The organism is Lacinutrix sp. MedPE-SW, assembly GCF_001874145.1.
Taxonomy (GTDB): Bacteria; Bacteroidota; Bacteroidia; order Flavobacteriales; family Flavobacteriaceae; genus Lacinutrix.
This window is the reverse complement of the sequence record NZ_MPCX01000012.1, coordinates 61,413-77,716: the sequence shown is the minus strand read 5'-3', so window position 1 is coordinate 77,716 and position 16,304 is coordinate 61,413. Positions and strand designations below refer to the sequence as shown.

The 16,304-nt window shown below is 30.9% G+C and carries 16 protein-coding genes; 9 read left to right on the top strand and 7 right to left on the bottom strand.

Annotated features, from left to right (window positions below):
• Window positions 1–13: 13 nt before the first annotated feature.
• A complete protein-coding gene (gene pyrE, locus BM549_RS11730) occupies window positions 14–658 on the bottom strand; it encodes an orotate phosphoribosyltransferase (protein ID WP_290470445.1) in 645 nt (214 codons plus the stop codon).
• Window positions 659–789: 131 nt separating this feature from the next.
• Here pyrE and BM549_RS11725 point away from each other — a divergent pair, with 131 nt between their 5' ends.
• Together BM549_RS11725 and BM549_RS11720 are read left to right on the top strand one after the other, a co-directional pair.
• Window positions 790–1,371 (top strand): NUDIX hydrolase, encoded by a 582-nt coding sequence (locus BM549_RS11725; RefSeq protein WP_290470484.1) that lies wholly within the window; start codon window positions 790–792, stop codon window positions 1,369–1,371.
• Window positions 1,372–1,678: 307 nt separating this feature from the next.
• The gene (locus BM549_RS11720) at window positions 1,679–3,526 is read left to right on the top strand and encodes a T9SS type A sorting domain-containing protein (RefSeq protein ID WP_290470444.1); all 1,848 of its coding nucleotides are present in this window, start codon (window positions 1,679–1,681) and stop codon (window positions 3,524–3,526) included.
• A gap of 57 nt (window positions 3,527–3,583) precedes the next feature.
• Here the strand turns inward: BM549_RS11720 and BM549_RS11715 are convergent, their stop codons facing one another.
• The gene (locus BM549_RS11715) at window positions 3,584–5,314 is read right to left on the bottom strand and encodes a M14 family metallopeptidase (protein ID WP_290470443.1); all 1,731 of its coding nucleotides are present in this window, start codon (window positions 5,312–5,314) and stop codon (window positions 3,584–3,586) included.
• 98 nt (window positions 5,315–5,412) lie between these two features.
• Between BM549_RS11715 and BM549_RS11710 the strand changes: the two genes are divergently transcribed.
• Window positions 5,413–7,074 (top strand): SulP family inorganic anion transporter, encoded by a 1,662-nt coding sequence (locus BM549_RS11710; RefSeq protein WP_290470442.1) that lies wholly within the window; start codon window positions 5,413–5,415, stop codon window positions 7,072–7,074.
• A gap of 31 nt (window positions 7,075–7,105) precedes the next feature.
• Here BM549_RS11710 and coaD read toward each other — a convergent pair whose 3' ends face one another.
• From coaD to BM549_RS11695, 3 genes are read right to left on the bottom strand one after another with little or no spacing between them, the layout of a single operon-like run.
• Window positions 7,106–7,561, bottom strand: coding sequence for a pantetheine-phosphate adenylyltransferase (gene coaD / locus BM549_RS11705; protein WP_013870341.1), 456 nt, complete (start codon window positions 7,559–7,561; stop codon window positions 7,106–7,108).
• Window positions 7,562–7,600: 39 nt separating this feature from the next.
• Window positions 7,601–8,206: a zinc-ribbon domain-containing protein gene (locus tag BM549_RS11700; RefSeq protein WP_290470441.1), complete on the bottom strand. Its 606-nt coding sequence runs from the start codon at window positions 8,204–8,206 to the stop codon at window positions 7,601–7,603.
• A 43-nt stretch (window positions 8,207–8,249) separates the two neighbouring features.
• Window positions 8,250–9,227 carry a D-alanine--D-alanine ligase gene (locus BM549_RS11695; RefSeq protein WP_290470440.1) on the bottom strand — a complete coding sequence of 326 codons (978 nt, stop codon included), beginning with the start codon at window positions 9,225–9,227 and terminating at the stop codon, window positions 8,250–8,252.
• A 179-nt stretch (window positions 9,228–9,406) separates the two neighbouring features.
• Between BM549_RS11695 and BM549_RS11690 the strand changes: the two genes are divergently transcribed.
• The 3 genes from BM549_RS11690 to yaaA all read left to right on the top strand — a co-directional run bounded on the left by BM549_RS11690 (window position 9,407) and on the right by yaaA (window position 12,030).
• Window positions 9,407–9,961, top strand: a complete 555-nt coding sequence (locus BM549_RS11690) for a PASTA domain-containing protein (protein ID WP_013870344.1) — start codon at window positions 9,407–9,409, stop codon at window positions 9,959–9,961.
• Between the two features lie 2 nt (window positions 9,962–9,963).
• Window positions 9,964–11,001: an RluA family pseudouridine synthase gene (locus BM549_RS11685; RefSeq protein ID WP_290470439.1), complete on the top strand. Its 1,038-nt coding sequence runs from the start codon at window positions 9,964–9,966 to the stop codon at window positions 10,999–11,001.
• A gap of 270 nt (window positions 11,002–11,271) precedes the next feature.
• On the top strand, window positions 11,272–12,030 hold the full coding sequence (gene yaaA / locus BM549_RS11680; RefSeq protein WP_290470438.1) for a peroxide stress protein YaaA: 759 nt from the start codon (window positions 11,272–11,274) through the stop codon (window positions 12,028–12,030).
• Here yaaA and BM549_RS11675 read toward each other — a convergent pair whose 3' ends face one another.
• Window positions 12,031–12,162 carry a 30S ribosomal protein THX gene (locus BM549_RS11675; RefSeq protein WP_290470437.1) on the bottom strand — a complete coding sequence of 44 codons (132 nt, stop codon included), beginning with the start codon at window positions 12,160–12,162 and terminating at the stop codon, window positions 12,031–12,033. It lies immediately after the preceding gene.
• Between the two features lie 79 nt (window positions 12,163–12,241).
• Here BM549_RS11675 and BM549_RS11670 point away from each other — a divergent pair, with 79 nt between their 5' ends.
• Both BM549_RS11670 and BM549_RS11665 read left to right on the top strand, forming a co-directional pair.
• Window positions 12,242–12,964 (top strand): tetratricopeptide repeat protein, encoded by a 723-nt coding sequence (locus tag BM549_RS11670; RefSeq protein WP_290470436.1) that lies wholly within the window; start codon window positions 12,242–12,244, stop codon window positions 12,962–12,964.
• A gap of 27 nt (window positions 12,965–12,991) precedes the next feature.
• On the top strand, window positions 12,992–13,669 hold the full coding sequence (locus tag BM549_RS11665) for a uracil-DNA glycosylase family protein (RefSeq protein ID WP_290470435.1): 678 nt from the start codon (window positions 12,992–12,994) through the stop codon (window positions 13,667–13,669).
• A 15-nt stretch (window positions 13,670–13,684) separates the two neighbouring features.
• Here the strand turns inward: BM549_RS11665 and BM549_RS11660 are convergent, their stop codons facing one another.
• Window positions 13,685–14,710, bottom strand: a complete 1,026-nt coding sequence (locus tag BM549_RS11660; protein WP_290470434.1) for a serine hydrolase — start codon at window positions 14,708–14,710, stop codon at window positions 13,685–13,687.
• Window positions 14,711–14,927: 217 nt separating this feature from the next.
• Between BM549_RS11660 and BM549_RS11655 the strand changes: the two genes are divergently transcribed.
• Complete coding sequence (locus BM549_RS11655) at window positions 14,928–16,262, top strand: DEAD/DEAH box helicase (RefSeq protein WP_290470433.1); 1,335 nt, start codon at window positions 14,928–14,930, stop codon at window positions 16,260–16,262.
• Window positions 16,263–16,304: the final 42 nt, after the last annotated feature.

The following is a 16,304-nucleotide window of genomic DNA, read 5'->3' as shown; positions in this document are numbered from 1 at the left end:
TTTCTTTATTGTTTCAAAAAGCGTTCCATTCACTTGGGTTAGCATTCCATTGAGACAATGTTTTTAGCTGCTCTTCTGTAATATAATTTGTAGCTACTGCTTCATCTAATAAGTTTTCGTAATTACTTAGTGTTTGAAGTTCTATTTTTTCTTTTTCAAAATTTTCTTTCGAGATATTAAAACCATAAGTAAATATGGCAATCATACCTTTTACATTTACATTGGCTTCTTTTAAAGCACGAACAGCATTTAAACTGCTTTTTCCTGTGCTAATTAAATCTTCTACAACCACTACATTTTGACCGCTTTCTATAAAGCCTTCAATTTGGTTTTGCCTTCCATGGCCTTTTGCTTCTGGTCTTACATATATAAAAGGTAGTCCTAAATATTCTGCTACTAACATACCAATACCTATAGCACCTGTTGCAACGCCTGCAATAGCATCTGGTTTACCGTAGTGCGACTCAATAAATTTAGCCATTTCTTCTCTAATATAATTTCTTATTGGAGGAAAAGATAAAATTATGCGGTTATCACAATAAATTGGAGATTTCCAACCAGAAGCCCATGTAAATGGATCGTTAGGTTGTAATTTAATAGCGTTTATTTGCAGTAAAACCTTCGCGGCTTGTCTTGCGATGTGTTTATCGAAAATCATACTCGCAAAAATAAACAATATTTAAAATTATTTGGAAAAGTTGATTAATAAAAAAAATAAATTTTTAGAATGTGGTTTCAAATAAATAAAATGATATTTTTACATCAACCTAAATGTCTCTTAAAATAAATATGTATTTTATTTTTGTTGGCGATAAGCCTATAATTTTAACCACTAAGATTGAGAAAGAAACTAATTTTAAAAATTTCTTACTTAAAGATGTATCTATAGAAACAGTTTTAAATACTTTGTCTAAAAAGAAGTATGATGCTGTAAGATTAATACACCATAACGAAGACACTATATTAAAAAAGTTTTTAGCAAAACTACCTAATGTTATTGCAGGTGGAGGAAAGGTGTATAATAAAGACAATGCTATTCTATTTATATATAGAAATAATAAATGGGATTTACCAAAAGGTAAAGCAGAGAAAAAAGAATCTATTGAAGAAACTGCAATTAGAGAGGTTGAAGAAGAAACGGGAGTTACAGGTTTAAAAATTGTAAAACCGCTTCAAACAACATATCACTTATTTAAAAGAAACGGCAAGTTTAAAATTAAAATCACCTATTGGTTTGAAATGAAAACTAATTTTGATGGTGAGCTCTTTCCGCAAGAGAATGAAGGTATAACTAAAGTAGTTTGGTTAAATGAAAAAGAAGCTGTACAAGCTTTAGAAAACTCATATGCCAATATTAGATTGTTAGTTTAATTTATTCAAATAGAGCTCTTAACAAAAAAACTTAAAATGTAGAGTTGCAGATTATCGATAAAGAGTATGATTTATTCGATAGGATTTTCTTACACAATTTCAATTAACAAAATTTTATCACTTAAACGAATTTTCAAGTATGTAGACTAATAATATTTATCCTGATTATTAGATTAATTAATTTGCCGTCGTTATTACTAATAAATCTAATTTTATCATGAAAAGAATTTTACTTAATTCAAATTTGAAAACCACATTTACAGCAAGTCTGTTCTTGATGTTTTCTTTTATTTTTTCAAATTCGGTTATGGCCGAGACTTATTGTGGTCAAATTTCTGGCTTTAAATTTTCAAACGGAAGTTCTTCTACAACAATAACTAATAATGGTACTTATACAATAGGCGATTTACCAAATAACTTTTTTGTTGATGTGAAAGTTAGTGGGTATTCTCAAAGTGCTAAAATTAGAGTTAAAAATTTAAATACTGGACAGTATATTACTATCCAAGAAAACTACTTACCTTATACTTTTCCAGGAGGAAATGGAGCTTGGAGCTATGGTCCAGGAACTTACGAGATTAAAGCTAAATTATACAAGTACAACTACTGTAACAGCTATTCTTGTGATACTGAAACTATACGTTTTACTTTAACAAATACACCACCATGTGGTCAAATTGATGGTTTAGCATTTTCTAATGGTACAAACTCTGTAAACATTACAAATGGAGGTACTTACGATATTGCTTCTTTACCATATAACTTTTATGTTGATGTATTAGTATCTGGAGTATCAGAAAGTGCATACAATAGAATTACAAACTTAGACACAGGAGCAGTTTATTCTAATACAGAAAATGTGTTACCATACACTTATCCAGCAGGAAATTCTGCTTGGACATTAGGTACAGGTACTTTTCAGTTTTATTCAAGTGTATATAAGTATAATAATTTATGCGGAACAAAATGTGATGCGGTATGTATCACTTTTACAATCTATGAAGATAACTGTGGTGATATTACAGAATTCCAATTTACAAATGGAACAGACCAAGCCACTACTATTGTAGATGGAGGTCTTTATACTGTTAACGATTTACCTGCAGGTTTTTATATTGATGGTATAGTAAACGGAGATTCAGATAGTTTAAGATTTGAAGTTACAAATGTAAATACAGGTCAAGTTTATAACATTATTGAAAACTATTTACCATACACTTTTCCAGCAGGTAATGGTGCTTGGTTCTTAGGAACAGGAACTTTTCAAGTAAAAGGATCTTTATTTACAGGAAACTACTGTAATGGAACTTTATGTGATGAAGACACAGTAACATTTACAATTACAGATGGACCAGACGAAGTATGTGATGCAGAAGCAGGTTCAACAAATACAGACGGATCAATTTATTTAGTATTACCAGGATTCCAGAAAAGAGTACAAGTAACACCTGGACCAAATGCCGTTTTACCAGAAGGTTATAACTATTGTACTTTAATTTCTTCTAAAGCAGACGGTAGTGATGATGACGATGATGATGATGACGATAACGGAAGTATTCGTACAATTAAGTCTTTTGAAGTTGGTTTATCAGCAGCTATAAATCAAGCTGGATTATTTAGAGTTCACTTATTAGTATACAATCCTGAGACTTTAGATTTAAATTCAATTGTACCAGGAACTACAACTCCTACAGATGTTTTAAATACTTTAGCTAATAACAATATTTGTGCATCTTTAGATGATGCAGGAAAGTCTATTGTAGTAATTACAGCAGGTCCAGATGAAAGAGCAGCAAATACAGATGAGCCTAAAGTAGAACCAATTAAAGGAGAGGATTTACAAACAGTAGAAACTACAAAAAACACTTTAGTTTCTAAACCAGAAGAAGTTGTTGAAACAGCAAGTGTAGATATTAAATTATATCCTAATCCTGTTGTAGATAACTTAAACGTAGAATTATTATTATTAGATGCTGAGGTAATGAATTACCAAGTATTCGATTTAAACGGAAAGCAAGTTATAAAAGGTGCTTTCGATAATTCAACATTTGGAAAAACTCAAGTAAATACTAGTGCTTTATCTACAGGACTATATGTAGTTAAATTCCAATCTAACTTTAGAAGCTTTAGTAAAAAGATTCAGGTTAGCAAATAACTAATGATTTAATTATTAATAATAAAAAAAAGCCGTTGCAAATTGCAACGGCTTTTTTTATTTAAGTCTGTAAATAGGATATTTTAAATGGGCAGATTCGTAATGTTCACTCTGTTTATGAATCCAATCTAATTGCTGATACCAATTCTTATTAAAGTTTATATCTTGAGATTTTTTATTTTCAAAGTTCTGTTTTAATTCAGGATTGTTTTCTAAAATCTCTAAAGCTTTATCTTCCCACACATAGGGAGAAAAACCTTCTTTTTGTTGTAAAATAGTATCAAAAAAATTCCAATTAAAAAATGAATCTGGAGCTTGAGGTTCTAATACTTCAATTAAATATCTTACGCCTGGTTGATTAGTAGTTGCAATATAATCTCCTTTTCTAAAAGTAATAGTTTCTGTTGTATTTGTAATAGTTGTATTGTAATGAAGATAATGACCTTCGTAAGGTGATTTTCTACTTTTAAAATCTTTTATTTTATAACTTTCAACTTGTATTGTAGAATCTTTATTTAGCTCAATAAGTGCTATTTTATTACGTTTTAATCTTGCTATTACTTCATGCCATCCTTGTGGGATAATATATGCTTTAGGAATTGTAATGCTTAAAGTAGGTTTAAAGTAATTGTTGTAAGTTACCTTTTTAGTAAATGGTTGGTTTCTATCGTACTTTAATCTATTACTTCCTGTAATTTTACTCGTTATTTGGTTTCCTTCGTAACCTTTAAAATTTAAAACCGTATTTTTTAAAGTATCAATTTCCCATTGTAAAGGATATTTTGAATTTGCTGTATAATTAGTATTGGCTTTCTCTCTTAAGTTTTTAATTGTTTGTCCGTTTTCTTCGGTGATTTCAATCATGCTTTTCATTAATTCGTATGTGCCTTCTACACGCTGTTTATATGGTTTTAGCATGTGTGTTTCTACCATCATACCAAAGGTATTAAATAGAGAAGTGTATCCTGTAGAGTAGCGAGGATAGTCCATAAATTGACTAAAACCTTTTTCGGGAACATTATTAAAAACATTTACATATGGTGTAATATCCCATGCTTTATCTTTTAATTTTTTTTCTAATTCAGGCATCATAAAAGTTTGTATATAATTACCCAATTCGCCACCCAGTTTGTTATGTTGCGTAAATAAATGTGTTAATGTGTATTGGTAGTCTGCTCCATTACTTACATGGTTATCTATAAAAACATCAGGTTGTATTAAGTGAAAAATCTCAGCAAATGTTTTTGCATTTTTGGTGTCAGTTTTAATAAAATCTCTATTCAAGTCGTAATTACGAGCATTACCTCTAAAACCGTAAGATTTTGGTCCGTTTTGGTTTGTTCTAGAATGCGTATTACGGTTTAAACTACCACCAATATTATATATAGGTATGGTTGTTAAAACTGTGTTTTTTGGTGCATTAATTTTTCCATTAGCAAGGTCTCTGTAAAGCATCATTGTTGCATCTATACCATCACTTTCTCCAGGATGAATACCATTATTTATTAAAATAGTACGTTTGGTATTTCTTATGGTTTCAAAATTAAAATTCGCAGCTTCGTTAAAAGTTACTATATGTAATGGTTTTCCAGAATCTGTAGCACCAATAGAATCTATAGAAATCGTATTATATTTTTTGGCTAAGTTTTTATAAAAATTAATAGTTTGAGAGTAAGTTGCGGTTTCAAAACCTTTAGTTTTTTCAAACACTGTTGTAAAGTCATATTCTTTTTTAGAGTCACAACTTAAACCAGATATTAGTAGTAAAGTGGCTAATATTTTCTTCATTTCAATCGATTTAGTAATTTTTAGTTTAACAAATATAGGAATATGCGTTTGTGAATCTCTTAATAATCGTACTTTTGCACCTTTAAAAAACAGAAATAATGACAGAGTTTGTTAGAAAAATTACACCAAATATAAAAGACGATGTATTAGCAGGAATCACTGTGTCTTTAGCAATGATTCCAGAGGTTGTTGCCTTTGCTTTTGTAGCTCAAATAGATCCGTTAATGGCTTTGTCTGGAGCATTTATTATAGGTTTAATTACTGCTATTTTTGGAGGTCGACCAGGATTAATTTCTGGAGCAGCAGGAGCAGTAGCCGTGATTTTTGTAAGTATGATTGCAGATGGTCATACAAAAGGTATGTTAATGGATACGCCTATAGAGAATATGGGTTTCTTTTACCTTATGGCTTGTGTAGTTTTAATGGGGATTATTCAAATTTTTGCAGGTGTATTTAAGCTTGGTCGCTTTGTAAGGTTAATACCGCATCCAGTAATGATGGGATTTGTTAACGGTTTATCTATAGTTATTTTTATAGCTCAGGTAAAAATGTTTTCTCATAAATCTTTACAAGTTTCAGATGCAGGTGTAAACGAGTATGTAAGCACTTATATGCAAGGTACCGAGTTGTATACCATGATAGGTTTAGTGCTATTAACTATGGCTATTATTTGGTTATTACCTAAGCTTACAAAAAAATTACCAGCAGCTTTAACAGCAATTCTAGTTACTAGTTTAATCGTTATTGGTTTTAATATGGATGTTTCTACTGTTGGATCTTATATAATTGAAGGTGGAGGAACAGGTTTAAAAGGAGAATTTCCTACGCCAAACATGGAGCTTTGGGAAAAGCTTCCGTTTAATTTAGATACTTTAAAGTTTATTGCGCTACCTGCTTTTTTAGCTGCATCTGTTGGATTAATAGAGTCTTTAATGACAATGAATTTAGTTGATGAGTTAACCGAAACTAGAGGAAATGGAAATAGAGAGTGCGTTGCACAAGGCGCAGGAAATATAGTTTCTGGATTATTTGGTGGTACTGGTGGTTGTGGTATGATTGGTCAAACTGTAATTAATATTAATGCTGGTGGACGTGGTAGATTGTCTGGTATAATGATGGCAGTAACGCTATTGTCGTTTATTTTATTTGCAGATAAATTAATTGAAATGGTACCAATTGCAGCTTTAGTAGGAGTCATGTTCATGATGGTAATTGAAACTTTTGCTTGGTCTAGTTTTAGAATACTTAAAAAAATACCAATGTCCGATGCTTTTGTGTTAATCACCGTATCTTTAGTAACGGTATTTGTAGACTTAGCAGTTGCTGTTTTTATTGGCGTAATAATATCTGCATTAGTATTTGCTTGGGAAAACGCCAAGAAAATTAGAGCAAGAAAACGTTTAAAAGCAGATGGAACTAAAGTTTATGAAATTTGGGGACCATTATTTTTTGGAAGTATTCAAGCTTTTAACGAGAAGTTTGATGCTAAAAACGATCCAGAAAATATAGAGATTGACTTTGTAGAATCTCGTGTTAGTGATCACTCTGCAATAGAAGCTATTTTTAATTTAGTAGAAAAATATGAAGCTGAAGGAAAAAACATTAAGCTAAAACATTTAAGTGAAGATTGTAAAATTCTGTTATACAAAGCTAGCCCAAAATTTAGAGGTGTTATTATAGAAGATGTTGATGATCCTCGTTATCATTTAGCGGCAAATCCAGAAGATTTCCCTAAACCGCTTTCAGAATATAAATTCTAATAAAAAAAGCGAGCCATTTGGCTCGCTTTTTTTATTTTACTCTTACACTATCTGGAACCAAAACGGTGTAGTCGCCATTATTTCTAATAACTTCTCTAACTATACTAGAACTTATAAATGATGTTCTTGCAGCGGTTAAAAGAAAAACTGTTTCTATTTTAGATAGTTTTCTATTGGTATGTGCAATAGCTTTTTCAAATTCAAAATCTGCTGGATTTCTTAATCCACGCAATATAAATTTGGCATCCATAGCTTTACAAAAGTCTATGGTTAAACCTTTATAAGTTACTACCTTTACTTTAGGTTCATCCTTAAAGGCGTCTTCTAAAAAACGTTTTCTATCTTCTAAAGAAAACATATAGTTTTTTTCAGAGTTTACACCAATGGCTACAATAACTTCATCAAAAAGTTTTACGCCACGTTTAATAATATCGTAATGTCCAAGAGTGATTGGGTCAAATGATCCCGGAAAAAGTGCTCGTTTCATTGTGCTTTTGTTATCTACATTATATACTAATGTATTTATTTAATTTCTATCTATATCGTAGATGATATTGTCTTTAAAAAGAGCTAAAATTTCGGCTCTAGAATAATTAAATCGACCTACAGTATAATTTTCATCTTTATCAATTTTATTAACACCTGTACGTTTATCGGTTTCATAATCGTTGAAAATAAGGTGTAAACTGTCGTTAGTAACTTTAGTTACTTTAGCTAAGGTATAATAGTCTTCTTGATTACCTTTTACAGAGTAAACATCACCAACTTGTGGTGCGCTAATATAATCTTCATTATCTAAATCGTTTTGTTTAGAAATCCAGATGCCAATAAAAATTATACCTATTATTACAGCTAAGCCGCTAAAATACCATATTGGGAAACTGGGTTTGTTTTCTAATTCAAATTTATGTTTAATTTGTTGGGTTAATTCTTTTTTTTTAAAAGTGCGTTTGCAGTTTGTACATTCAAAAACACTTTTTTTACCTGTTGGAAATGTAGGGATCCAATATATGTGCGCATACTTACCAAATATAGAATAATCCATACTAGTTTGTGTGTCGCAATTAGTACATTTTATATTGCTAATTCTGCCTTCTTTTAACTTAGAGGCTCTACTTCCAAAAAATACCATTTACGTGCTGGTTAGGGTTATTGTTTTATAAATATAAACAATATTAACTTTTTAAAGCCTCTTCAATAGCACTATCAAATAAAGCTTCCATTGTTATACCAGCTTCAGCGGCTTGTTGAGGTAAAATACTTTCGTTAGTTAAACCAGGAATTGTATTCATTTCTAATAAATGCGGTTCACCATCTTTAAAAATAAATTCGCTACGTGTATAGCCTTTCATTTTCAAAACATTATATATTTTTTTTGCAACAGTAATTACTTTGTTTTCTTGTTCTTTAGTAATTCTTGCTGGTGTAATTTCTTGAGACTTACCAAGGTATTTGGCTTCATAATCAAAAAAATCATTTTCACTAAATATTTCTGTAATAGGCAAAACTTTAGTTTCACCTTTATAAGTTATAACACCAACGGAAACTTCTGTACCGTCTAAAAACGATTCTATAATTATTTCATTGTCTTCTTTAAAAGCAATGTCTATAGCTGCATTTAATTTCTCTTTTTCATGTACTTTAGAAATCCCAAAACTACTTCCGGCTTTATTAGCTTTTACAAAACAAGGCAAACCAACTTTGTTTATAATTTGGTCTTCATTAATTATATCACCTAAATTTAGATAGTAACTCTCTGCAGTTAAAATGCCATAAGGTTTTAAAACACTTAAACAGTCTCTTTTATTAAAGGTTAATGCAGCTTGGTACGCATCGCAACTGGTTTGTGGTAAATTTATTAGTTTAAAGTACGATTGTATAAAACCATCTTCTCCAGGCGAACCATGTATGGCATTAAAAACACAGTCAAAAGTAATTTTAGTTTCGTTTACTAAAACCGAAAAATCGTTTTTATCTATGGCGTATTCTTTATCGTTAGCATCTACATAAACCCATTTGTTTTCAAAAATATGAATACGGTAAGCATTATATTTTTCTTTATTCAATGTATTATAAACCACATTTCCACTTTTTAGTGAAATTTGGTATTCGCTAGAGTAGCCACCCATTATAATGGCGATATTTTTTTTCATCTTAAAATTCCGCGAAAGCGGTAAAACTGTTTAATTATATAAATGTACTTGGGTTTTTATTGTAAATACAATAACTCTATATAAAATTGAGTTTGGTAAAAATATCATTTATTTGTATCAAACAAAAAACCTTTTAGTTTTTATATATTTGTCTCACTATTTTTAAAATAAATTCGTCAATGAGTATTGTTAAATTTTTAACCAGTAAAGTTTTTTTTAAGCAACTAGCTTTAGCTGTAGTCGCTATAGTTGTTTTATGTTTTATCATACTTAAGTGGTTAAACATATCTACAAATCATGGTAATTTTGAAACGGTTCCAAATTTAAAAGGAAAATCTATAGACGTTGCTAAAATAGAATTAGATGAAAACAATTTGGTAATGGAAATTCAAGACAGTGCTAATTTTAATCCAGATTACCCAAAATACTCTGTAATTGATCAAGATCCCAAACCAGGATCAGACGTTAAAAAGAATAGAAAAATTTACATTACATTAAATCCATCTGGATATAGAAAAATAGCAATACCAAGTTTAGTAGGTAGAACGTTTCGTCAAGCCAAACCAACACTTGAGGCATTAGGATTTAAAATAGGAAAAATAACATATATAGACCACTTAGGGAAAGACGAGGTAAGAAGCATTCGTTATAAAAACCAAAGTGTAAAATCTGGCGAGTTACTCCCTAAAACATCAACGTTAGATTTGGTGTTAGGTAACGGTAATCGCTCATAATAATGGCAGACTACACACCACAATTACCAGATGAAGATACTGGTTTATACGAGCACCACTCTTTTATTGCAGATAAAGGTCAAGCACCTTTACGCATAGATAAATGGTTAATGAATAAAGTTGAAAACGCAACACGAAATAAAATACAAGCCGCAGCAAAAGAAGGCAATATTTACGTTAACGATCAACCAGTAAAATCTAACTATAAAGTAAAACCGTTAGATGTTATTAAAGTACTTTTTGAGCATCCACCATTCGAGAATTTATTAGTTGGAGAAGATTTACCATTAGACATAGTGTACGAAGACGATACATTATTAGTAGTAAACAAACCAGCAGGAATGGTAGTACATCCAGGACATGGTAACTACTCAGGCACCTTAATAAACGCATTAATATATCACTTCGATAATTTACCAAAAAACTCTAGTGATAGACCAGGATTGGTACATAGAATAGATAAAGACACAAGTGGTTTGCTAGTAGTAGCAAAAACCGAACACGCCATGGCGCACCTCTCAAAACAGTTTAAAGACAAAACCAGCGAGCGAGAATATGTAGCCATTGTTTGGGGAAATATGGAAGAAGACGAAGGTACAATAGAAGGAAATATTGGCCGTCATCCAAAAAACCGACTTCAAAACACGGTCTATATGGATGACGACGCAGACAAAGGAAAACCAGCCGTAACACACTACAAAGTATTAGAGCGCTTAACCTATGTAACCTTAGTATCCTGCAAACTCGAAACAGGTAGAACACACCAAATTCGTGTGCACATGAAACATATTGGGCACACCTTATTTAACGACGAGCGATACGGCGGTGAGCGCATACTAAAAGGCACAACCTTTACCAAATACAAGCAATTTGTAGACAATTGCTTTAAAGTATTGCCACGTCAAGCCTTACACGCAAAAACACTAGGATTCGAGCATCCAGAAACAGGCAAAATCATGCAATTTAATACATCAGTACCAGACGATATGCAAGCCTGTATCGAGAAATGGCGTGGTTATGCTTCACATTTAGAACATTAGGGCGTTACCAAAACAAGCAGAAAAAACTTGTTTTGGTCGCGCTTTACACTATATCTTTTTTTGCCATATATGGCAGCAAAAAAAGGATGCCGTTGCAATCGCTAACGCAAATAAAATAACGATAATAAATTCAAATTTCATTATTAAAAAAAACGATAAGCACCATTTTTTTTAAGCTTATACTATTTGTAATTTAGTGCTATAATAAAAGTACACCATAAATTTAAAATTAAAACCCATAGTAAAAACTAGAGGTTACAACGTATACATATGAAATTAGTTATATCACCAGCAAAGTCATTAGATTTCGAAACCAGTTTGCCAACAACACAAACAACAGAATCTTCATTTTTAAATCAAGCCGAAAAACTAAATAAAGTTTTAAAAAAGAAATCAGCTAAAAGTATATCTAAGCTTATGCATATAAGCGATAACTTAGGGCAATTAAACTACGAGCGTAATCAAGATTGGCAATTACCATTTAATAAAGACAATGCAAGACAAGCCATTTATGCCTTTAATGGTGATGTTTACAGAGGTTTAGATGCCTATACAATACCAGAAAATAAAATAGAAACCTTACAAAACACTGTAAGAATACTATCTGGATTATATGGCGTTTTAAAACCATTAGATTTAATACAAGCTTACCGTTTAGAAATGGGAACAAAAATGCCTGTTGGAGCCAAAAAAAATCTTTACGAATTTTGGAAAAAAGACATAGTTACAAGTTTAAATAATGAACTAGAAGACGATGAGGTGTTTGTAAACTTAGCTAGTAAAGAATACTTTAAAGCCATAGATACAAAAGCATTAAAAGTACCAGTAACCAATATAGAATTTAAAGAATTTAAAGACGGTAAATATAAAATTATAGCCATTTATGCCAAAGTAGCAAGAGGTTTAATGGCAAGATATATTGTAGATACAAATGCAAAAACAATAGAAGATTTAAAAGGCTTTACAGTAGAAGGTTACGGTTTAAGTGACGAGTTGTCAAGCGAACACAATTTAGTCTTTACAAGGTAATTAAGGTTTAATTTTTTTATTAATTTCAATCTTAGTTTCAGGACGAACACGCTTTTTAATTTTAGGCCTACGCGTACCAAAAGTACCACGACTAATTTTACCACGTTTCGATTTTTTATCTCCTTTTCCCATAGTTTTTGCTTTTTATAAAGGTAATAAATTAATTAGGGATTTGTTTTATTATCTTTAGACTTTAAACTTAATTTAACTAATGGCATACTACCTTATTGTTGCGTTTCAAGCGTTTTGTATATATCATCTTATTAAAAACCGTAACGATTATTACTGGATTTTTCTTATTATATTTTTACCATTAATAGGTTGTATAATTTACTTGGTAACCCAGGTTTATAACAAGCGAGATGCTAATAAAATTCAAGAAAACATTACTAATATTTTAGTACCAACAAAACGGGTAAACGATTTAAAAAAACAATTAGAATTTTCAGATACATACCAAAATAAAGTCAATTTAGCCGATGCTTATTTCGAAATGAATGATTTTGAAAATGCTATAAAGTATTATGAAGATGCTATAAAAGACGAAAGCCAAAACAATTATTTTTTAAAAGCCCAATTAGTCAAAGCAAATTATCATGCTAAAAATTATAAACAAGCAGTCGCTTACGCAAACGCTATAAAAAAAGACGCACAATTTAAAAAATCTAAAACTCAATTTACATACGGCTTAGCTTTAGAGCAATTGGGAGAAGTTAATGCTGCAGAGGAGCAACTAAAAGCAATAGATGTTCGTTACGATAATTACAACGAGCGCCTAGTATTGGCAAAGTTTTTAATTAATAGAAATAAAACAAACGAGGCAAAGGTGTTACTTGAAGAGATTTCAGACGAAGCAAAACACATGACAAAGCCTAACAAGCAAAAATTTAGAAGCACAGTTGCAGAGGTAGAGAAGTTGCTTAAAAACATGTAATTATCCTATTGTCTCTGCTTAAATAATATGTTTAAACATAAACATCCATATAAACCATTTATAAAGCAGGATACTACAAAATTAATAGTTGGTACTTTGCCACCGCCAAGATTTTCAACAGGCGAATTGTTAGATAAAGATGTTGACTTTTGTTATGGCAGTTACTACAATTCGCTATGGTTATTTATAGATAAAATTCATAATCTTAATTTGCTCTATAATAATTCACAAAAAGCAGTAGAGCAGCGTAAAGCTTTTTTAATAGCTAATAAAATAGGCGTTTGTGATATTGTAGAAAGTGCCGAGAGAGATAAAATTAATGCTTCAGATTTAGGTATGAAAAATATTGTACTTCGCGATATTGTATCGTATTTAAAACAATATCCTAAAATTGATACGCTTTTATTTACAGGAGGAAACTCTAAAAATGGTCCAGAATATTTTTTTAGAAAACATATAAAAACATACAACTTAAAATTAGAATTAATTTCAAAAGAAACGCCTAAAATGCATCAATTTGTATTGGCAGAACCTAAAAAGAAATTAAAAAAGAAACGTATAATTAAAACCGTATCTCTAACTTCTGCATCTGGAGCAGCAAATATATCAATAGGTAGCAACCCTTTGTATAAACAGTTAAAATCTAAAAATCCAGACTTTTCAACTTTCGATTTTCGCGTCATGCAATATCGTGAGTTTCTATAATCACCAACTGCAATATCATTTATTTTCTACAATTTTTTTAATTCGAGAGTTTATTATTTCAGATAGGTTCCAATTATATAATTTTGAATCGGTTGTGCTGTAAAAAGCAACTATAACAGCATCAATATCTTCATAGTAGTTTGCAAAACTTTGGTAACCTGGAACCCAACCAGAATGTTCATATTTATAAATAGATGTATAAATTTCTTTTTCGCCAGGTTTAAAAACAGAGCCGTTATTTAATGCTCTTAAAAATATACCAACATCTTCTGCAGTGGCAAGCATGCCATATTCATCTGCTCTCAAATTATAAGGGTAACCAACATGGTAACCACTCATAACCGCATTAATATCTACTTCATCTAACGATTTAAAAGTGTTTTTAAGGTTTAGAGGTTTTAAAATTTCTTCTTGAATAAAAACAAATTTATCGTAGCCCAAAACGTTATTCATTATTTCGTTTAATAATAGATAGTTAGTGTTACAATATTCGTAATCTTCACCAGGCTCAAAATTAGCAGGTTTATCTATAATTAAATCAAGACTTTCTTTAAACGTTTTAGTTGGGTTTGCCCAAAAATTTGGAGCATCAGAGTAATTAGGGATACCACTTTTATGTTGTATCATGTGTTTTAAAGTAATTTTTTCGGCATTTTCAATTCTACCAATAAGTTCGGGTAGGTAATCTGCTAATGTTTTATTTAGAGAAAGCTTACCTTCACTTACTAATTTTGTAGCCGTTACAGCATCGTACAATTTACCAATACTTGCAATTTTAAATAGAGCTTTTGGTTTAGCAGGTGTTTTAGTTTCTTTATTATGCCAGCCAGAAGCTAAAAATTGAGGTTTTTTATCGGTTTGATCTATATATACAATCATGCCATCAAAGCCATGATTAATAGCTTGATCCATTTGTTTTTGTACGGTATTTGGTAAAGGCAATATCCAAGCTTTTACTAATAACCAAGGCACAAAAAATAGCGAAGTTACTGTACCTACTAATAAAACAATTCTAAAAATAATGGTTTTTTGTTTACTCATAATGTTTACAAAACTCGTATAATTATTTAATAATTAAAAGATTAAGGTTCTAAACTGTTGTAAATTGTAGATGAAATGTTTTTAGAATTTATAAAATCACATTCAAAAACACAAACATTTCCCAATTATAGGCTTAACCTATAAATAAGCACTACCTTTGCTTTTCAATTAAAAAGAGGTAGCCTGCATAATAGAGTTTATCTCACAAACTTTATTTATGTCATTTAAACAATTAGGCTTGTCTGAGCCTTTATTAAAAGCTATTAGCAAAAAAGGATACGAAAATCCATCACCAATACAAGCTAAAGCAATACCTCCAGTTTTAGACGGATACGATGTATTAGCATCTGCCCAAACAGGAACAGGAAAAACAGCTGGCTTTACTTTGCCATTATTGCATATTCTTAGTGAAAATCCAAAAGAAAAATTTAGGCCAATTCGTGCTTTGGTATTAACACCAACAAGAGAATTAGCAGCACAAGTTTATGCTAATGTAAAAGAATATAGCGAGTTTTTAAATTTACGAAGTGCTGTAATTTTTGGAGGTGTAAACCAAAAACCACAAGTTGCAAATATTAGAAAAGGAGTTGATGTTTTAGTTGCTACTCCTGGTCGTTTAATAGATTTAAACAATCAAGGTTTATTGTCTTTAAAACGTGTAGAAATTTTTGTTTTAGATGAGGCAGACCGTATGTTAGATATGGGTTTTTTACGCGATATAGAACGTGTAATGAAATTGATGCCAGATAAAAGACAAAATTTAATGTTTTCGGCAACATTTTCTAAAGACATTAAAAAACTAGCATTTAATATATTAAAAAACCCAGTACAGGTTGAAGCAACACCAGAGAATACAGCTGTTGAAGCAATTTCTCAAAAAGTATATCGTGTAGCAAAAGGTTTAAAAACAGGATTAGTAATTAAACTAATTAGTGATGGTAATTGGAAACAAGTTTTAGTTTTTACTCGAACTAAACATGGAGCAAATAAGTTAACTAAAAAAATGATTAGCTCTGGAATTACAGCCGCAGCTATACATGGTAATAAAAGTCAAGGAGCAAGAACAAAAGCTCTAAAAGGTTTTAAAGACGGAACTATTAGAGTAATGGTTGCAACAGATATTGCTGCTCGTGGTTTAGACATACCACTATTACCGCACGTTATTAACTTTGAAATTCCAAATATTTCTGAAGATTACGTACACAGAATAGGTAGAACAGGTAGAGCAGGAGCAAAAGGAGAAGCTATTTCTTTAGTAAGTGCAGACGAAACTCAATATTTAAGAGATATTGAAAAACTAATAGGAGAAAAACTTAAAGTTGAAATTCTTGAAGGTTTTGAACCAGATCCAAATGCTTCTACAGCGCCAATAAAACCTGGTCAAAATAGGCAAAAGAGAAATCCTAATAAGGCAAAATCTCAAGGCTCTAATTCTGGTAGGCGAAATGCTAAAAGTAGCGGAAATAGTTCTGGTAATGGTGGAAGAAACCGTAACCGAAATAAAAACAAAAGCCGAACTAGTGATAGACGCTCAAACACGACTAGAAATTAAGTTTAAATTGTAATATGTATTTTTGTATTTAAAGGCTAAAGA